This is a genomic window from Micromonospora sp. NPDC005161 (assembly GCF_053599855.1).
Genome location: NZ_JBSFYQ010000005.1, coordinates 43,708 through 66,479, shown reverse-complemented (window position 1 = coordinate 66,479; position 22,772 = coordinate 43,708). Strand labels below are relative to the sequence as shown.

The 22,772-nt window shown below is 71.3% G+C and carries 19 protein-coding genes, 1 tRNA gene and 1 pseudogene; 14 read left to right on the top strand and 7 right to left on the bottom strand.

The window, feature by feature from the left end:
- The first annotated feature begins 78 nt into the window (after positions 1 to 78).
- The 3 genes from ACWD5O_RS06945 to ACWD5O_RS06935 all read left to right on the top strand — a co-directional run bounded on the left by ACWD5O_RS06945 (position 79) and on the right by ACWD5O_RS06935 (position 3,990).
- Complete coding sequence (locus ACWD5O_RS06945) at positions 79 to 1,461, top strand: FAD-binding oxidoreductase (protein ID WP_450084784.1); 1,383 nt, start codon at positions 79 to 81, stop codon at positions 1,459 to 1,461.
- Between the two features lie 199 nt (positions 1,462 to 1,660).
- Positions 1,661 to 3,109 carry a pyruvate kinase gene (gene pyk / locus ACWD5O_RS06940; protein ID WP_354964936.1) on the top strand — a complete coding sequence of 483 codons (1,449 nt, stop codon included), beginning with the start codon at positions 1,661 to 1,663 and terminating at the stop codon, positions 3,107 to 3,109.
- Positions 3,106 to 3,990 (top strand): acyl-CoA thioesterase, encoded by an 885-nt coding sequence (locus tag ACWD5O_RS06935; RefSeq protein WP_450084783.1) that lies wholly within the window; start codon positions 3,106 to 3,108, stop codon positions 3,988 to 3,990. Before pyk ends, ACWD5O_RS06935 begins: the two co-directional genes overlap by 4 nt.
- 105 nt (positions 3,991 to 4,095) lie before the next feature.
- On the opposite strand, the gene ACWD5O_RS06930 is transcribed toward ACWD5O_RS06935, so the two are convergent.
- Entirely contained in the window at positions 4,096 to 4,764 is a 669-nt protein-coding gene (locus ACWD5O_RS06930; RefSeq protein ID WP_354964934.1) for a YceI family protein, read from the bottom strand.
- Between the two features lie 271 nt (positions 4,765 to 5,035).
- On the opposite strand from ACWD5O_RS06930, the gene ACWD5O_RS06925 reads away from it, so the two are divergent.
- Both ACWD5O_RS06925 and ACWD5O_RS06920 read left to right on the top strand, forming a co-directional pair.
- Positions 5,036 to 5,500, top strand: coding sequence for an RrF2 family transcriptional regulator (locus ACWD5O_RS06925; protein ID WP_354964933.1), 465 nt, complete (start codon positions 5,036 to 5,038; stop codon positions 5,498 to 5,500).
- Positions 5,501 to 5,600: 100 nt separating this feature from the next.
- Positions 5,601 to 6,581 carry a sulfite exporter TauE/SafE family protein gene (locus ACWD5O_RS06920; protein ID WP_450084782.1) on the top strand — a complete coding sequence of 327 codons (981 nt, stop codon included), beginning with the start codon at positions 5,601 to 5,603 and terminating at the stop codon, positions 6,579 to 6,581.
- Positions 6,582 to 6,645: 64 nt separating this feature from the next.
- Here the strand turns inward: ACWD5O_RS06920 and ACWD5O_RS06915 are convergent, their stop codons facing one another.
- Positions 6,646 to 8,082, bottom strand: coding sequence for a pyridoxal-dependent decarboxylase (locus ACWD5O_RS06915; protein WP_450084781.1), 1,437 nt, complete (start codon positions 8,080 to 8,082; stop codon positions 6,646 to 6,648).
- Between the two features lie 259 nt (positions 8,083 to 8,341).
- On the opposite strand from ACWD5O_RS06915, the pseudogene ACWD5O_RS06910 reads away from it, so the two are divergent.
- Positions 8,342 to 10,567: pseudogene (locus tag ACWD5O_RS06910) on the top strand (rhamnogalacturonan lyase family protein).
- Positions 10,568 to 10,761: 194 nt separating this feature from the next.
- Here ACWD5O_RS06910 and ACWD5O_RS06905 read toward each other — a convergent pair.
- Positions 10,762 to 11,769: an LLM class flavin-dependent oxidoreductase gene (locus ACWD5O_RS06905; RefSeq protein WP_450084888.1), complete on the bottom strand. Its 1,008-nt coding sequence runs from the start codon at positions 11,767 to 11,769 to the stop codon at positions 10,762 to 10,764.
- 82 nt (positions 11,770 to 11,851) lie between these two features.
- On the bottom strand, positions 11,852 to 12,331 hold the full coding sequence (locus tag ACWD5O_RS06900) for an Lrp/AsnC family transcriptional regulator (protein ID WP_030334356.1): 480 nt from the start codon (positions 12,329 to 12,331) through the stop codon (positions 11,852 to 11,854).
- Positions 12,332 to 12,414: 83 nt separating this feature from the next.
- Between ACWD5O_RS06900 and ACWD5O_RS06895 the strand changes: the two genes are divergently transcribed.
- Positions 12,415 to 13,593: a trans-sulfuration enzyme family protein gene (locus tag ACWD5O_RS06895; protein WP_450084780.1), complete on the top strand. Its 1,179-nt coding sequence runs from the start codon at positions 12,415 to 12,417 to the stop codon at positions 13,591 to 13,593.
- A gap of 14 nt (positions 13,594 to 13,607) precedes the next feature.
- On the opposite strand, the gene ACWD5O_RS06890 is transcribed toward ACWD5O_RS06895, so the two are convergent.
- The 3 genes from ACWD5O_RS06890 to ACWD5O_RS06880 form a co-directional block, all read right to left on the bottom strand.
- A complete protein-coding gene (locus ACWD5O_RS06890; protein ID WP_450084779.1) occupies positions 13,608 to 14,258 on the bottom strand; it encodes an NAD-dependent epimerase/dehydratase family protein in 651 nt (216 codons plus the stop codon).
- A gap of 269 nt (positions 14,259 to 14,527) precedes the next feature.
- Entirely contained in the window at positions 14,528 to 15,295 is a 768-nt protein-coding gene (locus ACWD5O_RS06885; RefSeq protein ID WP_450084778.1) for a terminase gpP N-terminus-related DNA-binding protein, read from the bottom strand.
- A 15-nt stretch (positions 15,296 to 15,310) separates the two neighbouring features.
- Positions 15,311 to 15,388 (bottom strand) — tRNA-Leu (locus ACWD5O_RS06880).
- A 97-nt stretch (positions 15,389 to 15,485) separates the two neighbouring features.
- On the opposite strand from ACWD5O_RS06880, the gene ACWD5O_RS06875 reads away from it, so the two are divergent.
- The 7 genes from ACWD5O_RS06875 to ACWD5O_RS06845 all read left to right on the top strand — a co-directional run bounded on the left by ACWD5O_RS06875 (position 15,486) and on the right by ACWD5O_RS06845 (position 22,756).
- The gene (locus ACWD5O_RS06875) at positions 15,486 to 16,106 is read left to right on the top strand and encodes an ANTAR domain-containing response regulator (RefSeq protein WP_450084887.1); all 621 of its coding nucleotides are present in this window, start codon (positions 15,486 to 15,488) and stop codon (positions 16,104 to 16,106) included.
- A gap of 88 nt (positions 16,107 to 16,194) precedes the next feature.
- Positions 16,195 to 17,397 carry a hypothetical protein gene (locus ACWD5O_RS06870; RefSeq protein ID WP_450084777.1) on the top strand — a complete coding sequence of 401 codons (1,203 nt, stop codon included), beginning with the start codon at positions 16,195 to 16,197 and terminating at the stop codon, positions 17,395 to 17,397.
- Between the two features lie 368 nt (positions 17,398 to 17,765).
- Entirely contained in the window at positions 17,766 to 18,917 is a 1,152-nt protein-coding gene (locus ACWD5O_RS06865; protein ID WP_354964925.1) for a branched-chain amino acid ABC transporter substrate-binding protein, read from the top strand.
- 67 nt (positions 18,918 to 18,984) lie between these two features.
- Positions 18,985 to 19,968 carry a branched-chain amino acid ABC transporter permease gene (locus ACWD5O_RS06860; protein ID WP_354964924.1) on the top strand — a complete coding sequence of 328 codons (984 nt, stop codon included), beginning with the start codon at positions 18,985 to 18,987 and terminating at the stop codon, positions 19,966 to 19,968.
- Positions 19,965 to 21,122, top strand: a complete 1,158-nt coding sequence (locus ACWD5O_RS06855; RefSeq protein WP_354964923.1) for a branched-chain amino acid ABC transporter permease — start codon at positions 19,965 to 19,967, stop codon at positions 21,120 to 21,122. Before ACWD5O_RS06860 ends, ACWD5O_RS06855 begins: the two co-directional genes overlap by 4 nt.
- Positions 21,115 to 22,056 (top strand): ABC transporter ATP-binding protein, encoded by a 942-nt coding sequence (locus ACWD5O_RS06850; protein WP_354964922.1) that lies wholly within the window; start codon positions 21,115 to 21,117, stop codon positions 22,054 to 22,056. Before ACWD5O_RS06855 ends, ACWD5O_RS06850 begins: the two co-directional genes overlap by 8 nt.
- On the top strand, positions 22,043 to 22,756 hold the full coding sequence (locus tag ACWD5O_RS06845; RefSeq protein WP_354964921.1) for an ABC transporter ATP-binding protein: 714 nt from the start codon (positions 22,043 to 22,045) through the stop codon (positions 22,754 to 22,756). Before ACWD5O_RS06850 ends, ACWD5O_RS06845 begins: the two co-directional genes overlap by 14 nt.
- Positions 22,757 to 22,772 lie beyond the last annotated feature (16 nt).

Here is a 22,772-nt window from a genome sequence, read left to right as displayed (position 1 = left end):
GTGCTACGGTCGCGCCCAGCGAGGACCGCCGTCGGGGCGCACCCGGCGCCAGCGGCCGGCCCCGGTCGAGGAGTCGCCGTGAGCTCCGCCGCCACCCCCGATGTCGCGTCCGCCATCACCCGGCTGCGCGCCCTGCTCGGTGACCGCCTCCACGAGCCCGGCGATCCCGCTTTCGTCACCGCCACCCGCCTGTGGAACGCCGCCGTGGACCGCGCGCCCGCGCTGGTCGCCCGATGCCTGGACGCCGACGAGGTGGCCGGCGTGGTCCGCATCGCCGCCCGGTGCCACCTGCCGCTCTCGGTCCGTTCCGGCGGGCACGACTGGGCCGGTCGGGCGCTGCGCGACGGCGGCCTGGTGCTCGACCTGACCGGCCTGCGCGCGGTCCGCGTCGACCCGGACGCGGCCACGGTGACCGTGGCCGGCGGCGCCACCGCCGCTGACCTGCTCGCCGCCGCCCGCCCGTACGACCTGGTGGTGCCCACCGGCGTGGTCCGGGACGTGGGCATGGCCGGGCTCACCCTCGCGGGCGGGTACGGTCCGCTCTGCGGCCGGTTCGGCCTGGCCCTGGACAACCTGCTCGGCGCGGAGGTGGTGCTGGCCGACGGTCGCCGGGTCACCGCCGACCCCCGGCACGACGCCGAGCTGTACTGGGCGCTGCGTGGTGGCGGCGGCAACTTCGGCGTGGTCACCGAGCTGCGGTACCGCGCGCACCGGCTGCCCGCCGTGCTCGCCGGCATGATCATGTTCGCGCTGGCCGAGGCGCCGGCCGTGCTGCGCGGCTACGCGGCGGTGCTCGCCGAGGCCCCGGACGAGCTCACCGTGATGGCCGGCTTCCTGCCCGGTCCCGCCGGCGAGCCGGTGATCTTCGTCTGCCCGTTCTACAGCGGCCCGGACCTGGACGCCGGGTGGCCGTGGGTGGACCGGCTGCGGGCGCTGGGCGTCCCGCTGGTCGACCAGGTCGGCCCGCTGCCGTACGCGGACGCGTTGCGGATGTTCGACGGCGGGATGGTCGACGGCAACCACTACCTGCTGCGGACCCGCTGGCTGCCCGCGCTCACCGGTGCCGCGGTGGACGCGCTGGTCGACGCCGCCCGGCAGGTCAGCTCGCCGTTCTCCGCGCTGGCCCTGCACCACTTCCACGGCGCGGCCAGCCGGGTGCGGCGCGACGACACGGCGTTCGGCCTGCGGGCCGATCACCTGTTGACCGAGGTGATCGCCGTCTGGGCGCCGGGCGGGGTGTCCGAGCCGCACCGGGAGTGGGCCGAGCGCACCTCGACGGCGCTCGCCCCGCACGCCCTGCCCGGTGGCTACCCGAACCTGCTCGCCCCCGAGGAGACCGACCGCCTCCGGCTGGCCTACGGCGCGAACTGGGCGCGGCTGCTCCGGGCCAAGCGGCGCTACGACCCCCGTGGCCTGCTCACCGCCGTGCCCACCCTGCCGCCGCCGGAGCACTCCGGGTGAGCCGCCGCCGGGAGCACCCGGACGGCGCCTGCCAGCGGAGGCGTACGATTCCCGGCGCGCGGTCGCCGTTGCCCGTCGCCACAACGTTCCCGGTGCGGTTCCGCCCGCCGGCCCGACGCGCACCGCGCGTCGTTGGACAATTGTTCCGCTGCCTGCAAGGGGTCGGCCCCGAGTCCGACCTGAAGGAGAGACTAGCCTGATGGGCGTGACACGCCGCGCGAAGATCGTCTGCACTCTTGGACCCGCCACCTCGTCCCCGGAGCGCATCCGGGGTCTCGTCGAGGCCGGCATGAACGTGGCGAGGCTCAACTTCAGCCACGGCAGCCACGCCGACCATGAGGCGGTCTATCGCCTGGTCCGGGAGGCGTCCGAGGCGGCTGGCAAGCCGGTGGCCGTCCTCGCCGACCTGCAGGGCCCCAAGATCCGGCTCGGCCGGTTCGCCGACGGCCCGCACGAGTGGCGCACCGGCGACTCGGTCGTGATCACCGGCGACGACATCATCGGCACCAAGGACCGGGTCTCCTGCACCTACCGCAAGCTGCCGCAGGAGGTGAAGCCCGGTGACCGGCTGCTGATCGACGACGGTCGCGTCGCCGTCGAGGTCACCGACGTCACCGGCAACGACATCCGCTGCCTGGTCACCGAGGGCGGGCCGGTCTCCAACAACAAGGGTGTCTCGCTGCCCAACGTGGCGGTCAGCGTGCCCGCCATGTCGGACAAGGACGCCGAGGACCTGCGCTTCTCCCTCGGGCTCGGGGTCGACCTGGTCGCACTCTCGTTCGTCCGCTCGGCGGAGGACATCAAGCTCGTCCACGGCATCATGGCCGAGGAGGGCGTGTTCCGCCCGGTGCTGGCCAAGGTCGAGAAGCCGGAGGCGGTGGACCACCTGGAGGCCATCGTGCTGGCCTTCGACGGTGTCATGGTGGCCCGCGGCGACCTCGGCGTGGAGATGCCGCTGGATGAGGTCCCGCTGGTGCAGAAGCGGGCCGTGCAGCTGTGCCGGGAGAACGCCAAGCCGGTCATCGTGGCCACCCAGATGCTCGACTCCATGATCGAGAATTCCCGCCCCACCCGGGCGGAGGCCTCCGACGTGGCCAACGCGGTGCTCGACGGCGCGGACGCGGTGATGCTCTCCGGCGAGACCAGCGTCGGCAAGTACCCGGTGCTGACCGTCAGCACCATGGCCAAGATCGTGACGACCACCGAGGCCGGCTCGATCGGGGTGCCCCGGTTGCAGCACGACCCCCGTACGCACGGCGGCGCGCTCACCGTGGCCGCCTCGTCGATCGCCCGGGCCATCAACGCCAAGGCGCTCGTCGCCTTCTCGCAGACCGGCGACACCGTCCGGCGGCTCTCCCGGCTGCACTGCGACCTCCCGCTGCTGGCCTTCACGCCGGTCCCCGAGGTGCGCAGCCAGCTCGCCTTGAGCTGGGGCGTGGAGACCTTCCTGATGCCGTTCGTGCAGCACACCGACGACATGTTCCGCCAGGTCGACGAGGCGCTGCTCGGCCTCAACCGGGCCAACCCGGGCGACTACGTGGTGATCGTGGCGGGCAGCCCGCCTGGCACCCCCGGCTCGACCAACACCCTTCGCGTCCACCAGCTCGGGTCGCTCGTCGACGCGGCGTCGGCGCGGGCGCTGCAGTGAGCGACGGCCAGGCCGCGGTCGGCCAGGCCGCGGTGGACCAGCTGCTGGAGGTCCTGGACCTCGAACCGGCCGGGGAGATGACCTTCCGGGGGATGAGCCCCCCGGTCGGCCCGCAGCGGGTGTACGGCGGCCAGGTCGCCGGCCAGGCGCTGGTCGCGGCCGGCCGCACGGTCGACCCGGAGCGGTTCGTGCACTCCCTGCACGGCTACTTCGTCCGCCCGGGCGACCCGGTCGAGCCGATCGAGTACCAGGTGGAGAACATCCGCGACGGCCGGTCCTTCTCGGTCCGCCGGGCGGTGGCTCTGCAGCACGACAAGCCGATCTTCTTCATGTCGGCGTCCTTCCAGCGGGCCGAGGAGGGGCTGGACCACCAGGCGCCGGCCCCGCCGGACGTGCCCGCCCCGCAGGACGTGCCGACGATGACGGACCGGCTCTCCCGCTACCCGGAGCGGCTGGGCATCTGGGGTCAGATCCCGCGCCCGATCGACGTGCGCTACGTCGGCGAGTCCGGCTGGGTCCGTCCCGGCGACCGGCCCGCCGACCCGCACCAGCGGGTCTGGATGCGCATCGACGGCAAGCTGCCGGACGATCCGCTGCTGCACGCCTGCGCGCTCACCTACGCCTCGGACCTCACCCTGCTGGATTCGGTGCTCTCGGTGCACGGCGAGGTGTGGGGGCCGGGCGGGGTGGTCGGCGCGAGCCTCGATCACGCGCTCTGGTTCCACCGGCCGTTCCGGGCCGACGAGTGGTTCCTCTACGACTGCTGGAGCCCGTCGGCGTCCGGCGCTCGCGGGCTGGCCACCGGCCGGATGTTCACCACCGACGGCCGGCAGATCGCCAGCGCCGTGCAGGAGGGCCTGCTGCGCCGCGTCGGCGCCTGAGGCTGCCGTCATCCCCGCCAGGCACGCACCTGTTCACAGGTCGCGTCCGGGCGGGGACGACTGTCTCTGGCCGAGCGCCGTCAGCCCTGACGCGCGCGGGGCGGGTCAGGGCTGGTGGATGCCCTCGCCGGCGATCTCGATCTGCACGGTCTTGCCGACCAGAACTCCGCCACTTTCGAGCGCGACATTCCAGAGCAGGCCGTAGTCCTCGCGGTTGATTTCCGCCGTCGCGCTGAATCCGAAGATGTTCTGCCCATAGGGATCGCGCCGAGCGCCGCCGAAATTCACCTGCAGGTCGACCACCCGGGTGATCCCCTTCACCGTCAACTCACCGGTGAGCACGAATCGTCCGGGTGCCGGATCCGACTGCGGTGGGAGATTGTGACTTCTGCCTCGTCCACCGAGTCGATTCCTTCGCAGACGCGCCCAGTAGAAGATGGGATCCTCGTTGCCCTGCCAACTGATACCCGTGCTTCGATATTCAAGAGTGGGATAACGATCCACGTCGAGGAAATCGGCACTCTTCAAATGTGTGTCCCGGTCGACGCTCCCGGTGGTGATGCTCGCCGTCTCGATGGTGGCGGTGACCGAGGAGAGCAGTGGGTCCTCCGCCACGAAGATCTGCGCGGTCGCCTCGGCGAATTCACCCCGCACCGGGCTGACCATCATGTGCCGGGACAGGAAACCGATCCGCTTGTGCGCCTGATCGAGACGATAGGTGCCGGCGACCGGGATGGTCATGCCATCCCAGGTGCGTGTCGCGATATCGGTCATCGTGTGCCTTCCCCCCGAGGTGGACCCCGGGTGTTTATCAATGTGCTGATGGAGCCCAGGCAAACGGTCAGACAGTCGTACTCCCCGCCCAGCATAAGGACGCTTCCGAGCAGCTTTTCGGGGCCCACCGCACGGTGAATCATGACGCACTTCACGCGTCCTCGAATGCCTCCGGTGAGCGACCCGAGCGGGCCGGCTTTTCGTCGATGCGTGGCCGATCGGCCGAGGGTCGCCCGTCCGGCCGGCTGACCCGAGGGCTAACCTTGCCGACATGCGCCTCTCCGCCCGGGTCGACTACGCCCTCCGCGCGGCCGCCGAGCTCGCCGCGACGGCCAGCGGCCCCGGGCGGGGCCGGCCGGTCACGGCCGACCAGATCGCCCGGGCCCAGGAGATTCCGCCGAAGTTTCTGGAGAGCATCCTGCTCCAGCTGCGCAGGGGCGGCATCGTGCACGCCCAGCGTGGCCCGGAGGGCGGCTACTGGCTGGCCCGTCCGGCCGAGGAGATCTCCCTCGCGGAGGTGATCCGGGTGATCGACGGGCCGCTCGCGCACGTACGCGGACAGCGCCCGGAAACGCTCGGCTATCACGGCCCGGCCAGCGCGCTCCAGGAGGTCTGGATCGCGCTGCGGGCCAGCGAGCGGGAGATCCTGGAGCTGGTCAGCGTCGGCGACGTGGCCGCGAACACGCTGCCCGCCCGGGTCACCGAGCTGGCCGCCGACCCGCGCGCCTGGATCTGACCGCCGGCGTCTCATCCACCGATCGGGCACTTGACCCGGGTCGCCCGTGGCGCATTGTCGACTAAGTCGATAGGAGATGCCGAAAAGTCAGGGGGCGCTCGTGCGCAAGCTGCTGGTCCTCGCTCTGGTCGGGCTCGCCGCGCAGCTGATCGACGGCTCGCTCGGCATGGCGTACGGGCTGACGTCGTCCACCCTGCTGCTGGTCGCCGGGGTCGCCCCGGCCGCCGCGTCGGCGTCGGTGCACCTGGCCGAGATCGGCACCACGCTCGCCGCCGGGGTGGCGCACTGGCGGTTCGGCAACGTGGACTGGCGGGTGGTGACCCGCATCGCGCTGCCCGGCGCGATCGGCGCGTTCGCCGGCGCCACCCTGCTCAGCTCGATCTCCACCGAGTCGGCCGCGCCGTGGATGGCCGGCATCCTCTTCACGCTCGGCGCGTACCTGCTGGTCCGCTTCGCCCGGCCGCTGCGTACCGACCGGGTCGGCGGGCGGCTGCGCGGTCGCTTCCTCGGTCCGCTCGGCCTGGTCGCCGGCTTCGTCGACGCCACCGGCGGCGGTGGCTGGGGTCCGGTGGCCACTCCGGCGCTGCTGGTCTCCGGCCGGATGGAGCCGCGCAAGGTGATCGGCTCGGTGGACACCGCCGAGTTCGTGGTGGCGGGCGCGGCCAGCGTCGGCTTCCTGATCGGGCTGGGCAGCGAGGGGTTCCTGCTGCCCACGGTCGCCGCGCTGCTCATCGGTGGGCTCGTCGCGGCCCCGCTGGCCGCGTGGCTGGTGCGCATCGTGCCGGCCCAACTGCTTGGCGCGGCGGTCGGTGGCGTGATCGTGCTGACCAACGCCCGCACCCTGCTCCGGTCCGCCGAGCTGGACGGTCCGGTCCGCCCCGCGGTCTACGCCCTCCTGGCGGCGGGCTGGCTGGCCGCGCTGGTGCTGGCCGTGCGGACCCTGCGCCGCACCCGCCGAGCCCGCGCAATCGCCGCCGCGCCCGCCACCGCCGTGAGCGCCGCCGTCGTTCCTCCCGTCCCGGCGGCCACCGGCGCCGTGCCGACCGAGCTCGCCGGCACGGGTACGCCAGCGGCCCGCTGACCGCGGCAAGCGGTTAGGAAGGGACCCTTCCTCTACACGAGGCGTTAAGAAGGGGCCCTTCCTTTCACGGGCGGAGCAGGTCGTCGGCGGTGGCGGTCAGCAAGCCCCATGCCTCGTCGACGTGCCGTTCGGTGGTCTGCGGCGAGCCGATCGCCAGCCGCAGCGTGTACCGGCCGGCGACCCGGGTGTGCGTCAGGTGCACCCGCCCGGTGGCGTTCAGCCGGGCCAGCAACTCGGCGTTGGTGTCGTCGTCGGCGTGCAGCCGGAAGCAGACCAGCGAGAACGGGTGCGCCGCGGCCAGCTCGAACCGGTCGTCGGCGTGTACCCGGTCGGCGAACCGGGCGGCCAGCGCCACCCCGGAGCGGATGTGCGCGCGCAGCCCCTCGACGCCGTACCAGCGCAGCACGAACCACAGCTTCAGGGCCCGGAACCGGCGGCCCAACGGCACCTGCCAGTCCCGATAGTCGATCACGGCACCGGATTCGCTGGCCGCGTTGCGCAGGAACTCCGGCAGCACGGTCAGCGCCTCGACCAGCTCGCCGCGGTCGGCCACCCAGAACGCGTCGCAGTCGAAGCCGGTGAGCAGCCACTTGTGCGGGTCGAAGCAGTACGAGTCGGCGTACTGCAGGCCGGCGTGCGACCAGCGCAGCTCCGGGCAGACGGCAGCGGCGCCCGCGTACGCGGCGTCCACGTGCAACCAGATCCCGTACTCGGCGCAGATCGCCCCGATCTCCGGCAGGGGGTCGATGGCGGTGGTGGAGGTGGTGCCGATGGTGGCGACCACGATGGCGGGGATGTCCCCGGCGGCCAGGTCGGCCTCGATCGCGGCGCGCAGCGCGGCCGGCCGTAGCGCCAGGGTCTCCGGGTCCGCCTCGATCGGGCGGACCCCGTCGCTGCCCAGCCCGGCGATCCGCGCCGCCTTCTCGATGGAGGAGTGCCCGTGGACGGAGGTGTACGCCCGGTAGCGCCGGTCGATGCCGGCGTCGCGCCAGCGGCCGCCGCTGGCGCGGTGCAGCGCGGCGAGGGTGGCCACCAGGGTCGCCGAGGAGGCCGAGTCCTGGATCACCCCGCCGCCGCTGCCGGTCGAGCGGAACCGCTGCGGCAGGTCCAGCAACTGGGCCAGCCAGTCCATCATCACGGTCTCCAGCTCGGTGCAGGCCGGGCTGCTGGCCCAGAGCATGCCCTGCACGCCGAGCCCGGAGCTGACCAGGTCGCCGAGCAGGCTCGGGCCGGAGGTGTTGGCCGGGAAGTAGCCGAAGAAGCTTGGGTGCTGCCAGTGGGTCAGCCCCGGTACGACGATCGCGTCCAGGTCGGCGAGGACCGCCCCGACCGGCTCGCTGGCGGTGGGCGGGGTGGCCGGCAGGGCGGCCGCGACGGTGCCCGGCGGGTCGGCCGGAGCAACCGGACGCTGCTCCAGCGTGGCCCAGTAGTCGGCGATCCAGTCGATGACGGCGTGGCCGGCGCGGCGGAACTCGTCGGGGTCCATGTGTGGGGCGCTCACCCGGACGAGTTGATCAGGCATCGTTCGCCGGGGCAAGGGCCGGGCGTGGTCGACGGATGGTCGATCCAGCGAGAGGCATCGATGTTGCGGTTCGGAAAGCGCTTGCCCTACGATGCGTCTTGAGCCGGATCCGTGCGTACCCAGGGCGTTCACCCCCGATCAGATCGCTGTCCGCCGCCGTCGTGGCGAACCGTCCACCGCGCCTTTCGGGCAGGCCCGTGGACCGCAGCGGTCATCACCGGATCCCCGGAGGCAGTTCATGCACCCGTCCAGACATCGGCTGATCCTGCTCGCCGGCGCGACCGCCGCCGTCGTCGCGGCCGGCACCCTCGGCACGGTCGTCGCCTCGGCCGCCGCCGCCGGCTGTCGGGTCGACTACCAGGTCACCAACCAGTGGCAGGGTGGCTTCGGCGCCAACGTCACCGTCACCAACCTCGGCGACCCCGTCACCGGGTGGACCCTCACCTGGTCGTACGCCGCCGGCCAGCAGGTCACCCAGGCGTGGAACGCGGCCGTCACGCAGGCCGGCGCCCAGGTCACCGCGCGCAACGTCGACCACAACGCCGCCATCGCCACCAACGGCACCGTCGCCTTCGGCTTCAACGGCTCGTGGACCAGCGGCAATCCGGCGCCGGCCAGCTTCGCGCTCAACGGCGCCACCTGCACCGGCGCCGTACCCACCGCCGGCCCGACCACCACACCGCCGAGCACCCCACCCCCCACCACCGCGCCGCCGCCATCGGCCGGGGCGGTGCAGATGGAGGACCTGAACCGGGGGTTGGTCAGCGTCCGCTCCGGCAGCGGCAACCTGGTCTCCTGGCGGTTGCTCGGCACCGAGACCTCCGGCGTGGCGTTCAACCTCTACCGGGGCTCCACCAGGGTCAACGCCAGCCCGATCACCGGCGCCACCACCTACCTCGACAGCGGTGCGGCGGCCGGCTCGGCGTACACCGTGCGCGCGGTCGTGGGCGGCGCCGAGCAGGCGGCCTCCGCGCCGGCGCTGCAGTTCCGCGACGGCTACCTGGACGTGCCGTTGCAGGTCCCGGCCGGTGGCAGCACCCCCACCGGCGAGACCTACACGTACAGCGCCAGCGACGCCTCCGTCGGTGACCTCGACGGTGACGGCAGCTACGAGATCGTCCTCAAGTGGGAGCCGTCGAACGCCAAGGACAACTCCCAGTCCGGCTACACCGGCAGCGTGTACGTCGACGCGTACACCCTGGCCGGCGTCCGGTTGTGGCGCGTCGACCTGGGCCGCAACATCCGCGCCGGCGCCCACTACACCCAGTTCCAGGTGTACGACTACGACGGCGACGGGCGCGCCGAGGTGGCCATGAAGACCGCCGACGGCACCCGCTCCGGCACCGGACAGGTCATCGGCTCCGGGTCGGCCGACCACCGCAACTCCAGCGGCTACGTGCTGGCCGGCCCGGAGTACCTGACCATGTTCGACGGACAGACCGGCGCCGTCCTCTCCACCGTCACCTACGACCCGCCGCGCGGCACCGTGTCGTCCTGAGGCGACTCGTACGGCAACCGGGTGGACCGGTTCCTCGCCGGCACCGCCTACCTGGACGGGCAGCGCCCCTCGCTGATCATGGCTCGGGGCTACTACACCCGCGCGGTGATCGCCGCCTGGGACTTCCGCGACGGCACGCTGCGCAGGCGCTGGACGTTCGACTCCAACGCCTCGGGCAACGGCGCCGCCGCCGGTCAGGGCAACCACCAGCTCTCGGTCGCCGACGTCGACGGCGACGGCCGCCAGGAGATCGTCTACGGCGCCGACGACAACGGTCGCCTGCTCTACTCGACGGGCAACGGGCACGGCGACGCCCTGCACGTCGGCGACCTCGACCCGAGCCGCTCCGGGCTGGAGGTGTTCAAGGTCGACGAGGACGGCAGCAAGCCCAGCTCCTGGTTCGCCGACGCCCGTACCGGCCAGGTCCTCTGGTCCACGCCGGCCTCCGGCGACAACAGCCGGGGTGTCTCCGCGGACATCTGGGCGGGCAGCCCCGGCGCGGAGTCGTGGTCGTCTGCGGTCGCCGGGCTGGCCGACACCAGGGGGCGCAACGTCGGCCGCAAGCCGTCGTCGGCGAACTTCCTCGCCTGGTGGGACGGCGACCCGGTGCGGGAGCTGGTCGACGGGACGAAGATCGACAAGTACGGCACCGGCGGTGACACCCGGCTGCTCACCGGCAGCGGGGTGGCGGCCAACAACGGCACGAAGTCCACACCGGCGCTCTCCGGCGACATCCTCGGCGACTGGCGCGAGGAGGTGATCTGGCGGACCACCGACAGCCGGGCGCTGCGCATCTACAGCACGCCAACCCCGACCGGCACCCGGATCCACACCCTGATGCACGACCCGCAGTACCGGGTGGCGATCGCCTGGCAGAACACCGCCTACAACCAGCCCCCGCACCCGGGGTTCTTCATCGGCGACGGAATGGCGAACCCGCCCACCCCGAACATCTACCTACGCTGACCCCTGACGGCCCCGAGCGGGGTCGCCGGGGCGGCAGGCACCGGGCCGCAGCCGCGGAATCCGCTCAGCTGCGGCCCGGTGCGCCACACCGCGGCATTCCCGACCCGTCCCGACCGGGGATGCCGTACCACCACCGGCACCTACGTTAGGCACCGTCCTGGTCGCGCGGGTGACGCCGACGTGAAGATCGTGTTTCACGTCCGGTGCAGGCCGCCCACCACCTGCTCGGCGATCAGCTCGTACGAGCGCACCCGGTCCCGCACGTCGTAGACCAGCGTGGTCAGCATCAGCTCGTCCGCGCCGGTGCGCTCCACCAGCTCGGTCAACTGCCGACGCACCGTCTCCGGCGAACCCATCGCCTGACCGTCGCGGCGCTGCTCCACGAACTCCCGCTCGATCTCGGTGTACGGGTACGCCGCCGCCTCCTCGGGCGTGGAGAGGGGCTCCGGCCGGCCGGAGCGCAGCTTCAGGAACGACAGCCCGCTCGGTCCGGCCAGCCACTCGGCCCGCTCGTCGGTCTCCGCGCAGACCGCGTTGACCGCGACCATCGCGTACGGCTTGTCCAGCCACTGCGACGGCCGGAAGTTCTGCCGGTACAGCGCCAGCGCGGGCAGGGTGTTCGCCGAGCTGAAGTGGTGCGCGAAGGAGAACGGCAGACCGAGCAGACCGGCCAGCTGGGCGCTGAAGCCGCTGGAGCCGAGCAGCCACACGGCCGGCTGCTCACCCCGCCCCGGGCTGGCGATGATCTGCCCGGGCCGCTCCCCGCTGAAGTAGTTCATCAGGTCGGCCAGCTCGTTCGGGAAGCCCTCGGCCGAGAGCCCCTCCATCGTGCGGCGCAACGCCAGCGCGGTTATCTGGTCGGTGCCCGGCGCGCGGCCGATGCCCAGGTCGATCCGGCCGGGGTGCAACGCCTCCAGGGTGCCGAACTGCTCGGCCACCACCAGCGGCGCGTGGTTGGGCAGCATCACCCCACCCGACCCGAGCCGGATCGTCGAGGTGTTCGCGGCCAGGTGGGCGAGCAGCACGGCGGGAGCGGAGCTGGCGATCGCCGGCATGTTGTGGTGCTCGGCCACCCAGAAACGGTGATAGCCCAGCTCCTCGGTGCGTCGGGCCAGCTCGGTGGTGGCCCGCAGTGCCGCGCCGGCGGTGGTGCCCTTGGCGACCGGAGCAAGATCAAGAACAGACAACGGTACGGTGATCACACGGTTGGCCAACCCGCTCCCGGACGCTTTTGTTCCGCTTGGCCGGCATTCGATCGGACCCGCCCGCCCACCCCGTCGCCGCTCAGCCCATCCCGCGGGCCTGTTCGAAGATCAGGCTGGTCTGGGTGTGCTGCACCACCGGATCGACGGCGAGGTGGTCCAGCACGAAATCGCGAAGCGCGTCCCCGGACGCCGCCCGCACGTGCAGCACGTAGTCCTCCGCGCCGGCGACGTGGAACACCGACACCACCCCGGGCAGCCGCACCGAGCGGGCCCGGAACGCGTCCACCGCCGCCCGCTCGTGCGCCGTGAGCCGCACCGACACCAACGCCTGCAACGGCAGGCCGAGCGCGGCCGGGTCGACCTCGGCGTGGAACCCGCGGATCGCGCCCCGCTCGCGCAGCGCCCGGGTGCGGGTCAGGCAGGTCGAGGGCGCCACCCCCACCCGCTCGGCGAGCGCGTTGTTCGGTAACCGGCCGTCCGCGGCCAGCTCGGTCAGGATCGCGCGGTCCACCTCGTCCAGGGCCGGGTACGGCCGCACATCGTTCGGCTCAGGGGGCATCCAGCCATCCTCGTCCGAATGCCTCAACGAAGCTAGGTCAAATGACAGAATTATCTTCCAAGGCATTGCCCCGTTGGTGGAGGATGTTCGACGCTACCGCCATGACGATGGTGGACACGACAGCCGTACACGCCGGCCGCGACGACCTGCGGGCGCTCGGCGTCCACGTACCGCCGATCGACCTGTCCACCACCAACCCGCTGCCCTCCGTGGACGGCGGCGGGGACGCCTACGAGCAGCTCGCCACCGGCGGCCTCCTTCCCGCCGACGGCAGCGCCGTCTACCAACGGCTGTGGAACCCGACCGTCGCCCGCTTCGAGACCGCCCTCGCCGAACTGGAAGGCACCGCCCAGGCCGTCGCCTTCGCCAGCGGCATGGCCGCGCTCACCGCCACCCTGCTCGCCGCCACCCGGGACGGCCACCGGCACATCGTCGCCGTCCGTCCGCTCTACGGCGGCACCGACCACGTGCTCGCCACCGGGCTGCTCGGCACCACCGTCAGCTGGGCCCGCCCCGACGAGGTCGCCGCCGCCATCCGCCCGGACACCGCGCTGGTCATCATCGAGACGCCGGCCAACCCCACCCTCGACCTGGTCGACATCGCCGCCCTCGCCACCGCCGCCGGCGACATCCCACTACTGGTCGACAACACCGTCGCCACCCCCGTGCTGCAACAGCCGGCCCGGCACGGCGCCGCACTCGTCCTGCACAGCGCCACCAAGAGCATCGGCGGGCACGGCGACGTCCTCGCCGGCGTCGTCGCCTGCGACGCCGACTGGGCCGCCCGGCTGCGCCAGGTCCGCGCGGTCACCGGCGCGATCCTGCACCCGCTCGGCGGCTACCTGCTGCACCGTGGCCTGCAGACCCTCCCGCTGCGCGTCCGCGCCCAACAGGCCACCGCCGAGAAGCTCGCCGGCTGGCTCGCCGACCACCCGGCCGTACACCGCGTGCACCACCCGTCGGTGCACGACCCGGCGGCGCTGGTCGGTCGGCAGATGGCCGGGCCCGGCAGCCTGCTGGCCTTCGAGGTACGCGGCGGCGCACCCGCCGCGGCCGCCGTCGCCGGCGCCTGCCAGCTGATCACCCACGCGGTGTCCCTCGGGGGCGTCGACACCCTCATCCAGCACCCCGCCTCGCTCACCCACCGGCCGGTCGAGGGCGACGCGAAGCCCGCCGCCGCGCTGCTGCGCCTCTCGGTCGGGCTGGAGGACCCCGAGGACCTGCGCGTCGACCTCGCCCAGGCGCTCGCCATCCTCGGCTGACCGCCCCGGCCGCCTCAGCTCAGATCGCGGTTCCCCAGCACCCGGCGGGGAGAGCCCTGCCGGGCCACCCGCAGCATCGCCCGGCCCAGCCCGTCGGTGGTGGTGACCTGGTTCGGCAGCAGCCGGCGCAACACCGGAAAGAGTGGGCGGGTGACCGCGTACCCGATCCGGTACGCCCGGGTCTTCGACACCGCCCCGTGGGTCGGCTGGATGAAGCCAGGCCGGGCCGCGTAGCCGTTGGGCAGCAGGTCGAGGACCGCGTTCTCGGTACGACCCTTGACCCGTGCCCACATCACCCGCCCCCGCCCGGTGGAGTCGGTGCCCACGCCGGAGACGTAGATGAATGTCACGCTCGGGCTCACCTCGGCCAGCAGCCGCGCCGCCGCGAGGGGGTAGTCGTAGCTGATCCGGGTGTAGGCGGCCTCGTCGAGGCCCAGCGAGGAGACACCAAGGCAGTAGAAGCAGGCGTCGACGCCGGCCAGCTCGGCGCGCAATTCCTCCAGCTCACCGACATCCCCGACGGTGAGCTCGCGCAGCTTCGGATGCCGCTGCCCGGTCGGCCTCCGGCCGACGGTCAACACCTCCCGCACGTCCTCGGCGAGCAGGCACTCGCGCAGCACGCCCTGGCCGACCATGCCGGTCGCGCCGAAAATGACCACCCGCATCAGTTCCCACCCCTGTCGTCGATCCCGTCATGCGTCTGGTCCGGGCCGCGGCGGGTCAGCCTCGCCACCATGTCGGTCGCCGTGCGTCGGCGGCTGGTCAGCGCCCCGTGCCCGCAGCGGGTGTCAGCGCGGCCGAACCGGCCGCCAGTAGCAGCAGCTCGTCGGCAGGGTAACCGGTCGCTGACCCGGCCGGCGCGCTCGGCGACGGCGATGGTGGGCCACCTTGCCCGGGACGACCGGGCGCCGGCCGTTGCCTGGGCTGAGGGAGGTCAGGACTTCGGGCCGACGTGCCGGTCCAGCGCGGCGACCGCATCCCGCCGGGCCACCGACAGCGAGTTGCGCCGATTCATCCGCCAGGCGATGCCGAGCAGATTGAGCGCCCACTGGCAGAGGCCGATGATGTCGGCCGACTCGTTGGTGAACATGTACCGCGGGTAGACGTACTCCTTGCCGCGGACGGTGACTCGGTTGGCGAACCGGCAGCCGTCGGAGTGGAACAGGCCGCGCACGAAGTCGCCGGGATGGCGTTCAATGATTGCCCGCTGCCAGTCGGCGAGGACGATCGGGCGTTCGTGTTTCTTGCCGGGACCGTGCTGGGGCAGCAAGCACGGCCAGTGGCTGCCGTAACTCTGTACGCCGACGCAGCCCTGCTTCTGCACCAGTTGCACCGAACTGGCAAGCACGTCGCGCATCGCCTGGTCGCACAGCTTGATGAGATTCGGCCAGGCGTTTGAGCAGTAGATCCGGAGCACCGGCACCCGAGCCGACGTCACCAGATGGCCGTCGCCCAGGTAGAGGCCGAGAAGGTAGGCGTAGGCCTCGGGGTCTGTCGGACTGTCGACACCCTCGCGGCAACGAAAACACCGCAGTTGCGTGCCCTGCTGCTTCGCCTCGGGGCGGTCGTTGCACCAGTGCCAGACAGTCCGATAGGGCAGGCCCATTTCGCGAGCGGTGTCTGCAACGGTGCTGCCGGCGAGGAAGAGCCGGCGTGCACGGGAGCGGATCTCAGGTGGATGCACGAAAACAGCTTCGAACATCCGTACGACGATTTTTGGTGCCCTCGGTGGGATTCGAACCCACACTGTATGCAGTTTGAGTGCATTGCCTACTGCCAGTTGGGCTACGAGGGCGCTTCCCTGATTCGGCCCTGACAGGATACCCACTACGCTGAGGGCGGTGACACCCGGCTGGGCGGGTGTCGGGTTCTGACTGGTGGGGGTAGGGCTGGTGGCCGAGACGCCGACGGATGCCGAGCGCAGGCGGGTGCTGATCGCCGAGGACGAGGCGCTGATCCGGCTGGACCTGGCCGAGATGCTGGTCGAAGAGGGCTACGAGGTGGTGGGGCAGGCCGGCGACGGCGAGACCGCCGTCCGCCTCGCCGAGGAGTTGAAGCCTGACCTGGTCATCCTCGACATCAAGATGCCGATCATGGATGGGTTGGCCGCCGCCGAGCGCATCGCCGGCGCCCGGATTGCCCCGGTGATCATCCTGACCGCGTTCAGCCAGCGTGACCTGGTGGAACGGGCCCGGGCGGCCGGCGCCATGGCGTACCTGGTGAAGCCCTTCCAGAAGAGCGACCTGGTCCCGGCGGTGGAGATCGCGCTGTCGCGCTACTCCGAGGTCGCCGCGCTGGAGGCGGAGGTCGCCGGCCTGACCGACCGCTTGGAGATCCGTAAGACGGTGGAGCGCGCCAAGGGCGCGCTGATGACCACGTACGGGATGACCGAGCCGCAGGCGTTCAAGTGGATACAGCGCACGGCGATGGACCACCGGATGACCATGAAGGAGGTCGCCGAGCGGATCCTCGCCGAGACCGCCGGCGGCGAAGTGGCGCAGCCAACCGTCTGATCGCCGCCTGCCTCCTGGTCGCGGCGGACGCCTCGGTGTCCGCGATCGGGGACCACCGCGCGGGGCCCGCGGGGATTAGCATCGACCCGTGACCGTCCGACGGGTGATCGCGGTGTTCGGCCTCTTCGCGCTGCTGGTCTCCGGCTGCGACGGTCCGGTCGAGCCGTCTGGCGGCGCCTCGACCGGCACTGGGCCGACGACCGCCGCCGCGGCGGCGCTCCGGCCGGGGTGGCAGCCGCTGACGTTGCCGGCGCCGCCCGGTGGTGCGGGCCGTCTGTTGCTCCGCGACGCGGCGGCCTGCGCGGGTCGCTGGTTCGTGGTCGGTGGTGTCGCCGACGCCGGTGGCGGCACCCGTCCGGCGGCCTGGACCAGCGTGGACGGTACGGCCTGGACGGTCGTGCCGGTGCGTGCGGATTCCTTCTACGGCAGGCAGAACGTGCTCTCGTCGGTGGCCTGCCGCGACGGGAAGGCGGCGGTGATCGGCGCCAAGACCGGTGGGGCGCACGGCTATCCGCGGATCAGCACCTGGCGGCAGCTGCCGGACGGCGCGCTGGGCGAGGTGCAGGCGTCGTTCGAGACGTACGGCGGGCCGACGGCGGTGAACGTGTCCCGGTTGGCGGCCGGCGCGTCGGGCTGGCTGATCGTCGGCAACCGCTCGGCGGGCGCGGCCTCCTGGGTGTCGTCGCCGGCGGCGGCGGAGTTCGAGCTGGTGGAGGGCGCGCCGGAGCTGGCCAGCGATGCGGTCGGGGTGACCTGGGCGTTCGATGCGGTGGCGGCGCCGCCGGGCTGGCTGGCGGTGGGTGGCCTGCTGCCGGCCGGCCGGATCGACCGGGACCCGGCAGTGTGGTCGTCGCCGGACGGGCGGTCGTGGCGGCGCACCGTGCTGCCGGGCGGTCCGGAGTACGAGGAGTTGCAGCGCGTGGCGCTCGTCGGTGGGGTGCCGGTGGCGGTCGGGTTGCGCGGGTCGACGTTCGGCGCGTGGCGGCAGGAGGGGGCGGGCTGGGTGGCCGCCGGGGCGTTCGGTCGGCGGGCCGGGGCCGGGGTGCCGGCGGTGGCTTCGCTGGTCGTCGCCGGGGACCGGCTGGTCGCCGCGGTCGCCGACGGTGAGCGGTACTCGGTGTGGGCCTCGGCGGATCGGGGTGGGTCGTGGCGGGAGGTCGCGATGCCGCTCGATGTGCCGGCGGGGGTCGACCGGGACGTGGCACTTGTGGCGGTGGGTGACAGGTGGTGGTTGGCGGCGGACGACGGTTCGCGGTCCGCGCTGTGGTGGGCGGGCGGCCTGGGTGCCTGAGTGCCGGGGGTTGCGCAGCGCCTCGGCCTCGGGTTGCGGCGTGTCGAGCTGTTTTCGCAGGTCAAGGGGCCTTTCGTCCAGGTGCGGATGGTCCGGGTCGATGCGGGTGAGCTCCGACCGGCCGCGCGGTTAAGGACCGACCGACGGATTCACCTGTTACGGACATCGACAGGATTGCCCACGTCTTCGTAACGGTTTCGCAGACCCCCCGTTCAGGCCTTCCGGGAGGGTGTGCGGTGTCGGTACGCTCCGCCATCACGAGCCGTAACGCAGGGGGAGTCCCTGCGGGGTGGGTGGAATTGCGGGTTTGCTGCTGTCGCCGTCGCTTCGGGTCAGCCGCGTCCGCATCTGGAGGAGGTCAGGAAGCCGTGAGGCGAAGCTATGTACGGGCGCTGGGCACCGTTGCGCTCGCCGCGACCCTGGTGGTCGCGGCTGGTTGCCAGGATTCCGGTGGCGGCGATGGTGGGACCGCGTCCGGTGACTGCGGTGGCAAGATTGCGATCTTCGGCGCGTTCACGGGTGACAACGCGGGTCTGGTGATCCCGTCGCTGAACGGCGCGAAGCTCGCGGTGAAGCAGTTCAACGCGGCGAACCCGGACTGCAAGGTCACCATGCAGGAGTTCGACACCCAGGGTGACCCCGCGGTGGCGACCCCGTTCGCGAACCAGATCGCCGGGGACAACTCGTTCCTCGGTGTCATCGGTGGTCACTTCTCTGGTGAGTCGGACGCCACGATGCCGATCTACCAGGCCGCTGGCCTGGCGATGGTCAGCCCGTCGGCGACCCGGACGGACCTGACCCAGAAGGGCAACACGTCCTTCTACCGGGTGGTCGGCAACGACGGCACGCAGGCCGGCGCGGTGGCGAGCTACCTGAAGACCCAGAACGCGAAGAAGGTCTTCCTGGTCGATGACGCCAGCGCGTACGGCGCGGGCATCACCGAGGAGCTGGGCAAGCAGCTCGGCCCGCTGATCGTGAACAAGGACAAGATCCAGGAGCGGCAGGCGCAGTTCGACGCCACCATCTCCAAGATCAAGTCCGCGCAGGCGGACTTCGTCTTCTACGGCGGTTACACCCGTGAGGCCGCTCCGCTGGTGAAGCAGATGCGTGCCGCCGGTGTCCAGGCCAAGTTCGTCGGCCCGGACGGTCTCTACGACCCGGCGTTCCCGGCGGGTGCCTCCGGCGGTGCCGAGGGCGCGATCATCACCTGCCCCTGCCTCCCGGCTGACAAGGCCGGCGGCACCTTCTCCGCCGACTACCAGAAGGAGTACGGCATCCCGCCGGGCTCCTACGGTGCTGAGGGCTTCGACGGCGCCAAGATCTACCTGGACGCCTTCAAGGACGGCAAGAAGAGCCGGGCGGACATCCTGGCGTACGTGAAGGCGTACGACAAGCAGGGCGTGTCGAAGTACATCAAGTTCGATGCCAAGGGTGACGTCGACCCGTCGAAGGTCGTCATCTGGGCCTACCAGATCAAGGGCACGGCTATCGAGGCGCTGCAGGAGCTCAAGCTCAGCTGACGCCGCAGGCATTGGAGTGCGGCCGGGGTGTTTCACCCCGGCCGCACTCGATTCAAGGAGACCCCCGGTGCATTTCGATGAACTGATCGGCCATCTCGGCCAGCACACGGTCGACGGCCTGTCCAAGGGCGCCATCTACGCCCTGATCGCCCTCGGCTACACCCTCGTCTACGGCGTCCTTCGCCTGATCAACTTTGCGCACTCCGAGGTGTTCATGGTCGGTACCTTCGCGGTGCTGATCCTCTGGAACCAGCTCGGGGTGGAAAATAACCCGCCGGTCGGCCAGGCGATCCTGTTCCTGGTGCTCGGTCTGCTCGTCGCGGCGGCCGCCTCGGGCGGTACGGCTCTGGCCCTTGAGCGGATCGCGTACCGGCCGTTGCGGCGTAAGAACGCGCCGCCGCTGATCTTCCTGATCACCGCGATCGGTCTGTCGCTGGTCTTCGTGGAGCTCTTCGGGCAGGTGCTGCCCAAGCTGCTCGGTGGCGTGCTGCCGGCGGCGTTCGGCCGGCCCCGGCAGATCGTCGGTATGCCGACGATCATCCAGCAGGAGACCCTGTTCACCATCGGCAACACCGCGATCACGAACATCCAGCTGATCGTCTTCGTCGCGGCCGTGGTGATGATGGCGATGCTGGACTGGTTCATCAACCGCACCCGGTACGGCCGGGGTGTGCGGGCGGTGGCCCAGAACCCGGAGACCGCCGCGCTGATGGGCGTCAACCAGGAGCGCGTGATCATGCTGATCTTCGTGCTCGGTGGGATCATGGCCGGTGCCGCCGCTCTGTTGTGGAGCATGCGGTTCGGCTTCACCCAGAACAGCATCGGCTTCGTGCTCGGCCTCAAGGCGTTCACCGCCGCGGTCCTGGGCGGCATCGGTAACCTGCGCGGCGCGCTGCTGGGTGGCCTCTTCCTCGGCATCGTCGAGGTCTACGGCGCCACGCTCTTCGCGTCCAACTGGGAGGACGTCATCGCCTTCGTGGTGCTGATCGTGGTGCTGATGTTCCGGCCGACCGGTCTGTTGGGCGAGTCGCTCGGGAGGGCCCGCGCATGATCGACAAAATCCGCTCCGCTGACCGCCGCCGGGTGAACATGCTGACCACGGTCGGCGACCGCTGGCGGGCGCTGACGAAGTGGCAGCAGGCACTCGGACTGGCCGCCTTCGTGGCGATCCTCTACTACCTGCCGTTGCTCGGCATTCCGGGCCTGACCTGGTTGCGTACCGACTCGATCGAGGGCGGCAACAACTGGGCGGGTGTGCTCTTCATCTGCGCCATCTACGTGCTGGTCGCGATCGGCCTGAACGTGGTGGTCGGTCTCGCCGGCCTGCTCGACCTGGGCTACATCGGCTTCTTCGCCATCGGGGCGTACAGCGTGGCGCTGTTCGGTTCGGTGAACTCGCCGGTGGTGAAGTGGATCCAGCAGGAGTTCAACCTGCCGGCGACCTGGGCGGTGACCTGGGCGATCTGCCTGTTCATCGCGATCGTGCTGACGATGATCTCCGGGGTTTTGCTGGGCTGGCCGACGCTGCGGCTGCGCGGTGACTACCTGGCCATCGTGACGCTGGGCTTCGGCGAGATCATCCGGATCGTGGCCCGCAACGCCACCGGGCTGACCAACGGCCCGGTGGGCATCTCGGCCATCCCCGGTCCGGAGGGTGCGCCGTCGGCGGACAACAAGTACTTCGGTCTGATCGACGCGAAGCCCTGGTACTGGCTGGCGATCACCTTCGTGCTGGTCATGGTGTTCCTGGTCCGCCGGTTGGAGCGCAGCCGGGTCGGCCGGGCGTGGCTCGCAGTTCGGGAGGACGAGGACGCCGCCGCGGTGATGGGTGTGTACCCGTTCAAGTTCAAGCTCTGGGCGTTCGCCATCGGTGCGGCGCTCGGCGGCCTGTCGGGCTTCCTCTTCGGCAGCCGGAACGCGTTCATCGACCCGACCCAGTTCAACGCGAACCTGTCCATCCTCTTCGTGGCGATGGTCGTGGTCGGCGGTTCCGGCAACATGATCGGCGTCTCGCTCGGCGCGGTGCTGCTCGCGTATCTGCCGGAGCGGTTCCGCGACTTCGCCGACTACCGGTGGCTGGTGTTCGGTCTGGCCATGGTGCTGGTGATGATCCTGCGTCCGCAGGGCCTGATCCCCAGCCGGCGACGGGCCCGCGAGTTGAAGGACCGCGCGGCGGAGGCAGAGGAGGTGCCCGCTCATGTCTGACCAGACCACCAGCACGGCGACGCCGAAGATCCCGACCCAGCCGGGCCCGCGCTCGGTGCTGCTCGAGGTCGACGACGTCACGCTCCGCTTCGGCGGCGTGGTCGCCCTCGACAAGATCAATTTCCAGATCTACGAGGGCGAGATCCTCGGTCTGATCGGCCCGAACGGTGCCGGCAAGACCACCAGCTTCAACGTGATGACCGGCGTCTACAAGCCGACCTCCGGGGCGGTCCGGTTCCGCGGCCAGAAGGTGACCGGCCGCAAGCCGCACCAGATCAGCCAGCTCGGCATCTCGCGGACGTTCCAGAACATCCGTCTCTTCCCGGAGATGACGGCGATGGAGAACGTCATGGTCGGCACGGACTCCCGGCACAAGACGAGCGTGCCGGGTGCGCTGTTCCGAGTGCCCCGGTTGAAGGCCAAGCCGCACGAGTTGCCGCAGGTCACGGCCACGTCCGGGTTCGCCCGGACGTGGCAGGAGATCCGCCGGACCTGTGCCCGGACGTTCGGGCTGTCCCGGTACGTCCTGGAGGAGCGGGCCGCCGAGGCCAAGGCACTCGAGCTGCTGCGGTTCGTCGGGATCGCCGACCGGGCCAACGACGAGGCGCGCAACCTGCCGTACGGCTACCAGCGCCGCTTGGAGATCGCCCGGGCGCTGGCCACTGAGCCGAAGCTGATCTGCCTGGACGAGCCGGCCGCCGGCTTCAACCCGGCGGAGAAGGAGGAGCTCCTCACCCTGATTCGCAAGATCCGTGACATGGGCCTGACCGTCCTGCTCATCGAGCACGACATGCGGCTGGTCATGGGGGTCACCGACCGGATCGTGGTGCTGGAGTTCGGCCGCAAGATCGCCGAGGGTGCGCCCGCGGAGGTCAGCCGCGATCCGAAGGTGATCGCCGCGTACCTGGGGGAGCCCGCCGATGACGCTGCTTGAGCTTGAGAACGTCGCCGTCGCGTACGGCCGGATCGAGGCGCTGCACGGCATCAGCCTGAGCGTCAACGAGGGTGAGGTGGTGGCCCTGATCGGCGCGAACGGCGCCGGTAAGACCACCACCATGCGGGCCATCTCCGGAACCCGGTCGCTCGCCAGCGGAAAGATCACGTTCAACGGCGAGGACATCAGCAAGCTCCGGGCCGACCTGCGGGTGGTCCGGGGCCTGTGCCAGTCACCCGAGGGCCGGCAGATCTTCCCCGGCATGACGGTGATGGAGAACCTGGACATGGGGGCGTACACCCGGCGGGACTCCGCCGGCATCGCCTCCGACCTGGACCGGGTGCTGACCCTGTTCCCGCGGCTGGCCGAGCGGCGCAAGCAGGCCGGTGGCACGCTCTCCGGCGGCGAGCAGCAGATGCTCGCGGTCGGCCGGGCGCTGATGAGCCGGCCGAAGCTGCTGCTGCTCGACGAGCCGTCGATGGGTCTTGCCCCGTTGGTGATCCGGCAGATCTTCGACATCATCACGGAGATCAACCAGCAGGGCACCACGATCCTGCTGGTGGAGCAGAACGCCCAGCAGGCGCTGTCGCGGGCGCACCGCGGCTACGTGCTGGAGACCGGTCAGATCGTGAAGGAGGGGTCCGGTCAGGACCTGCTGCACGATCCGTCGGTCAAGGAGGCGTACCTCGGCGTTGCCTGAGCCATCCGACCGGCGG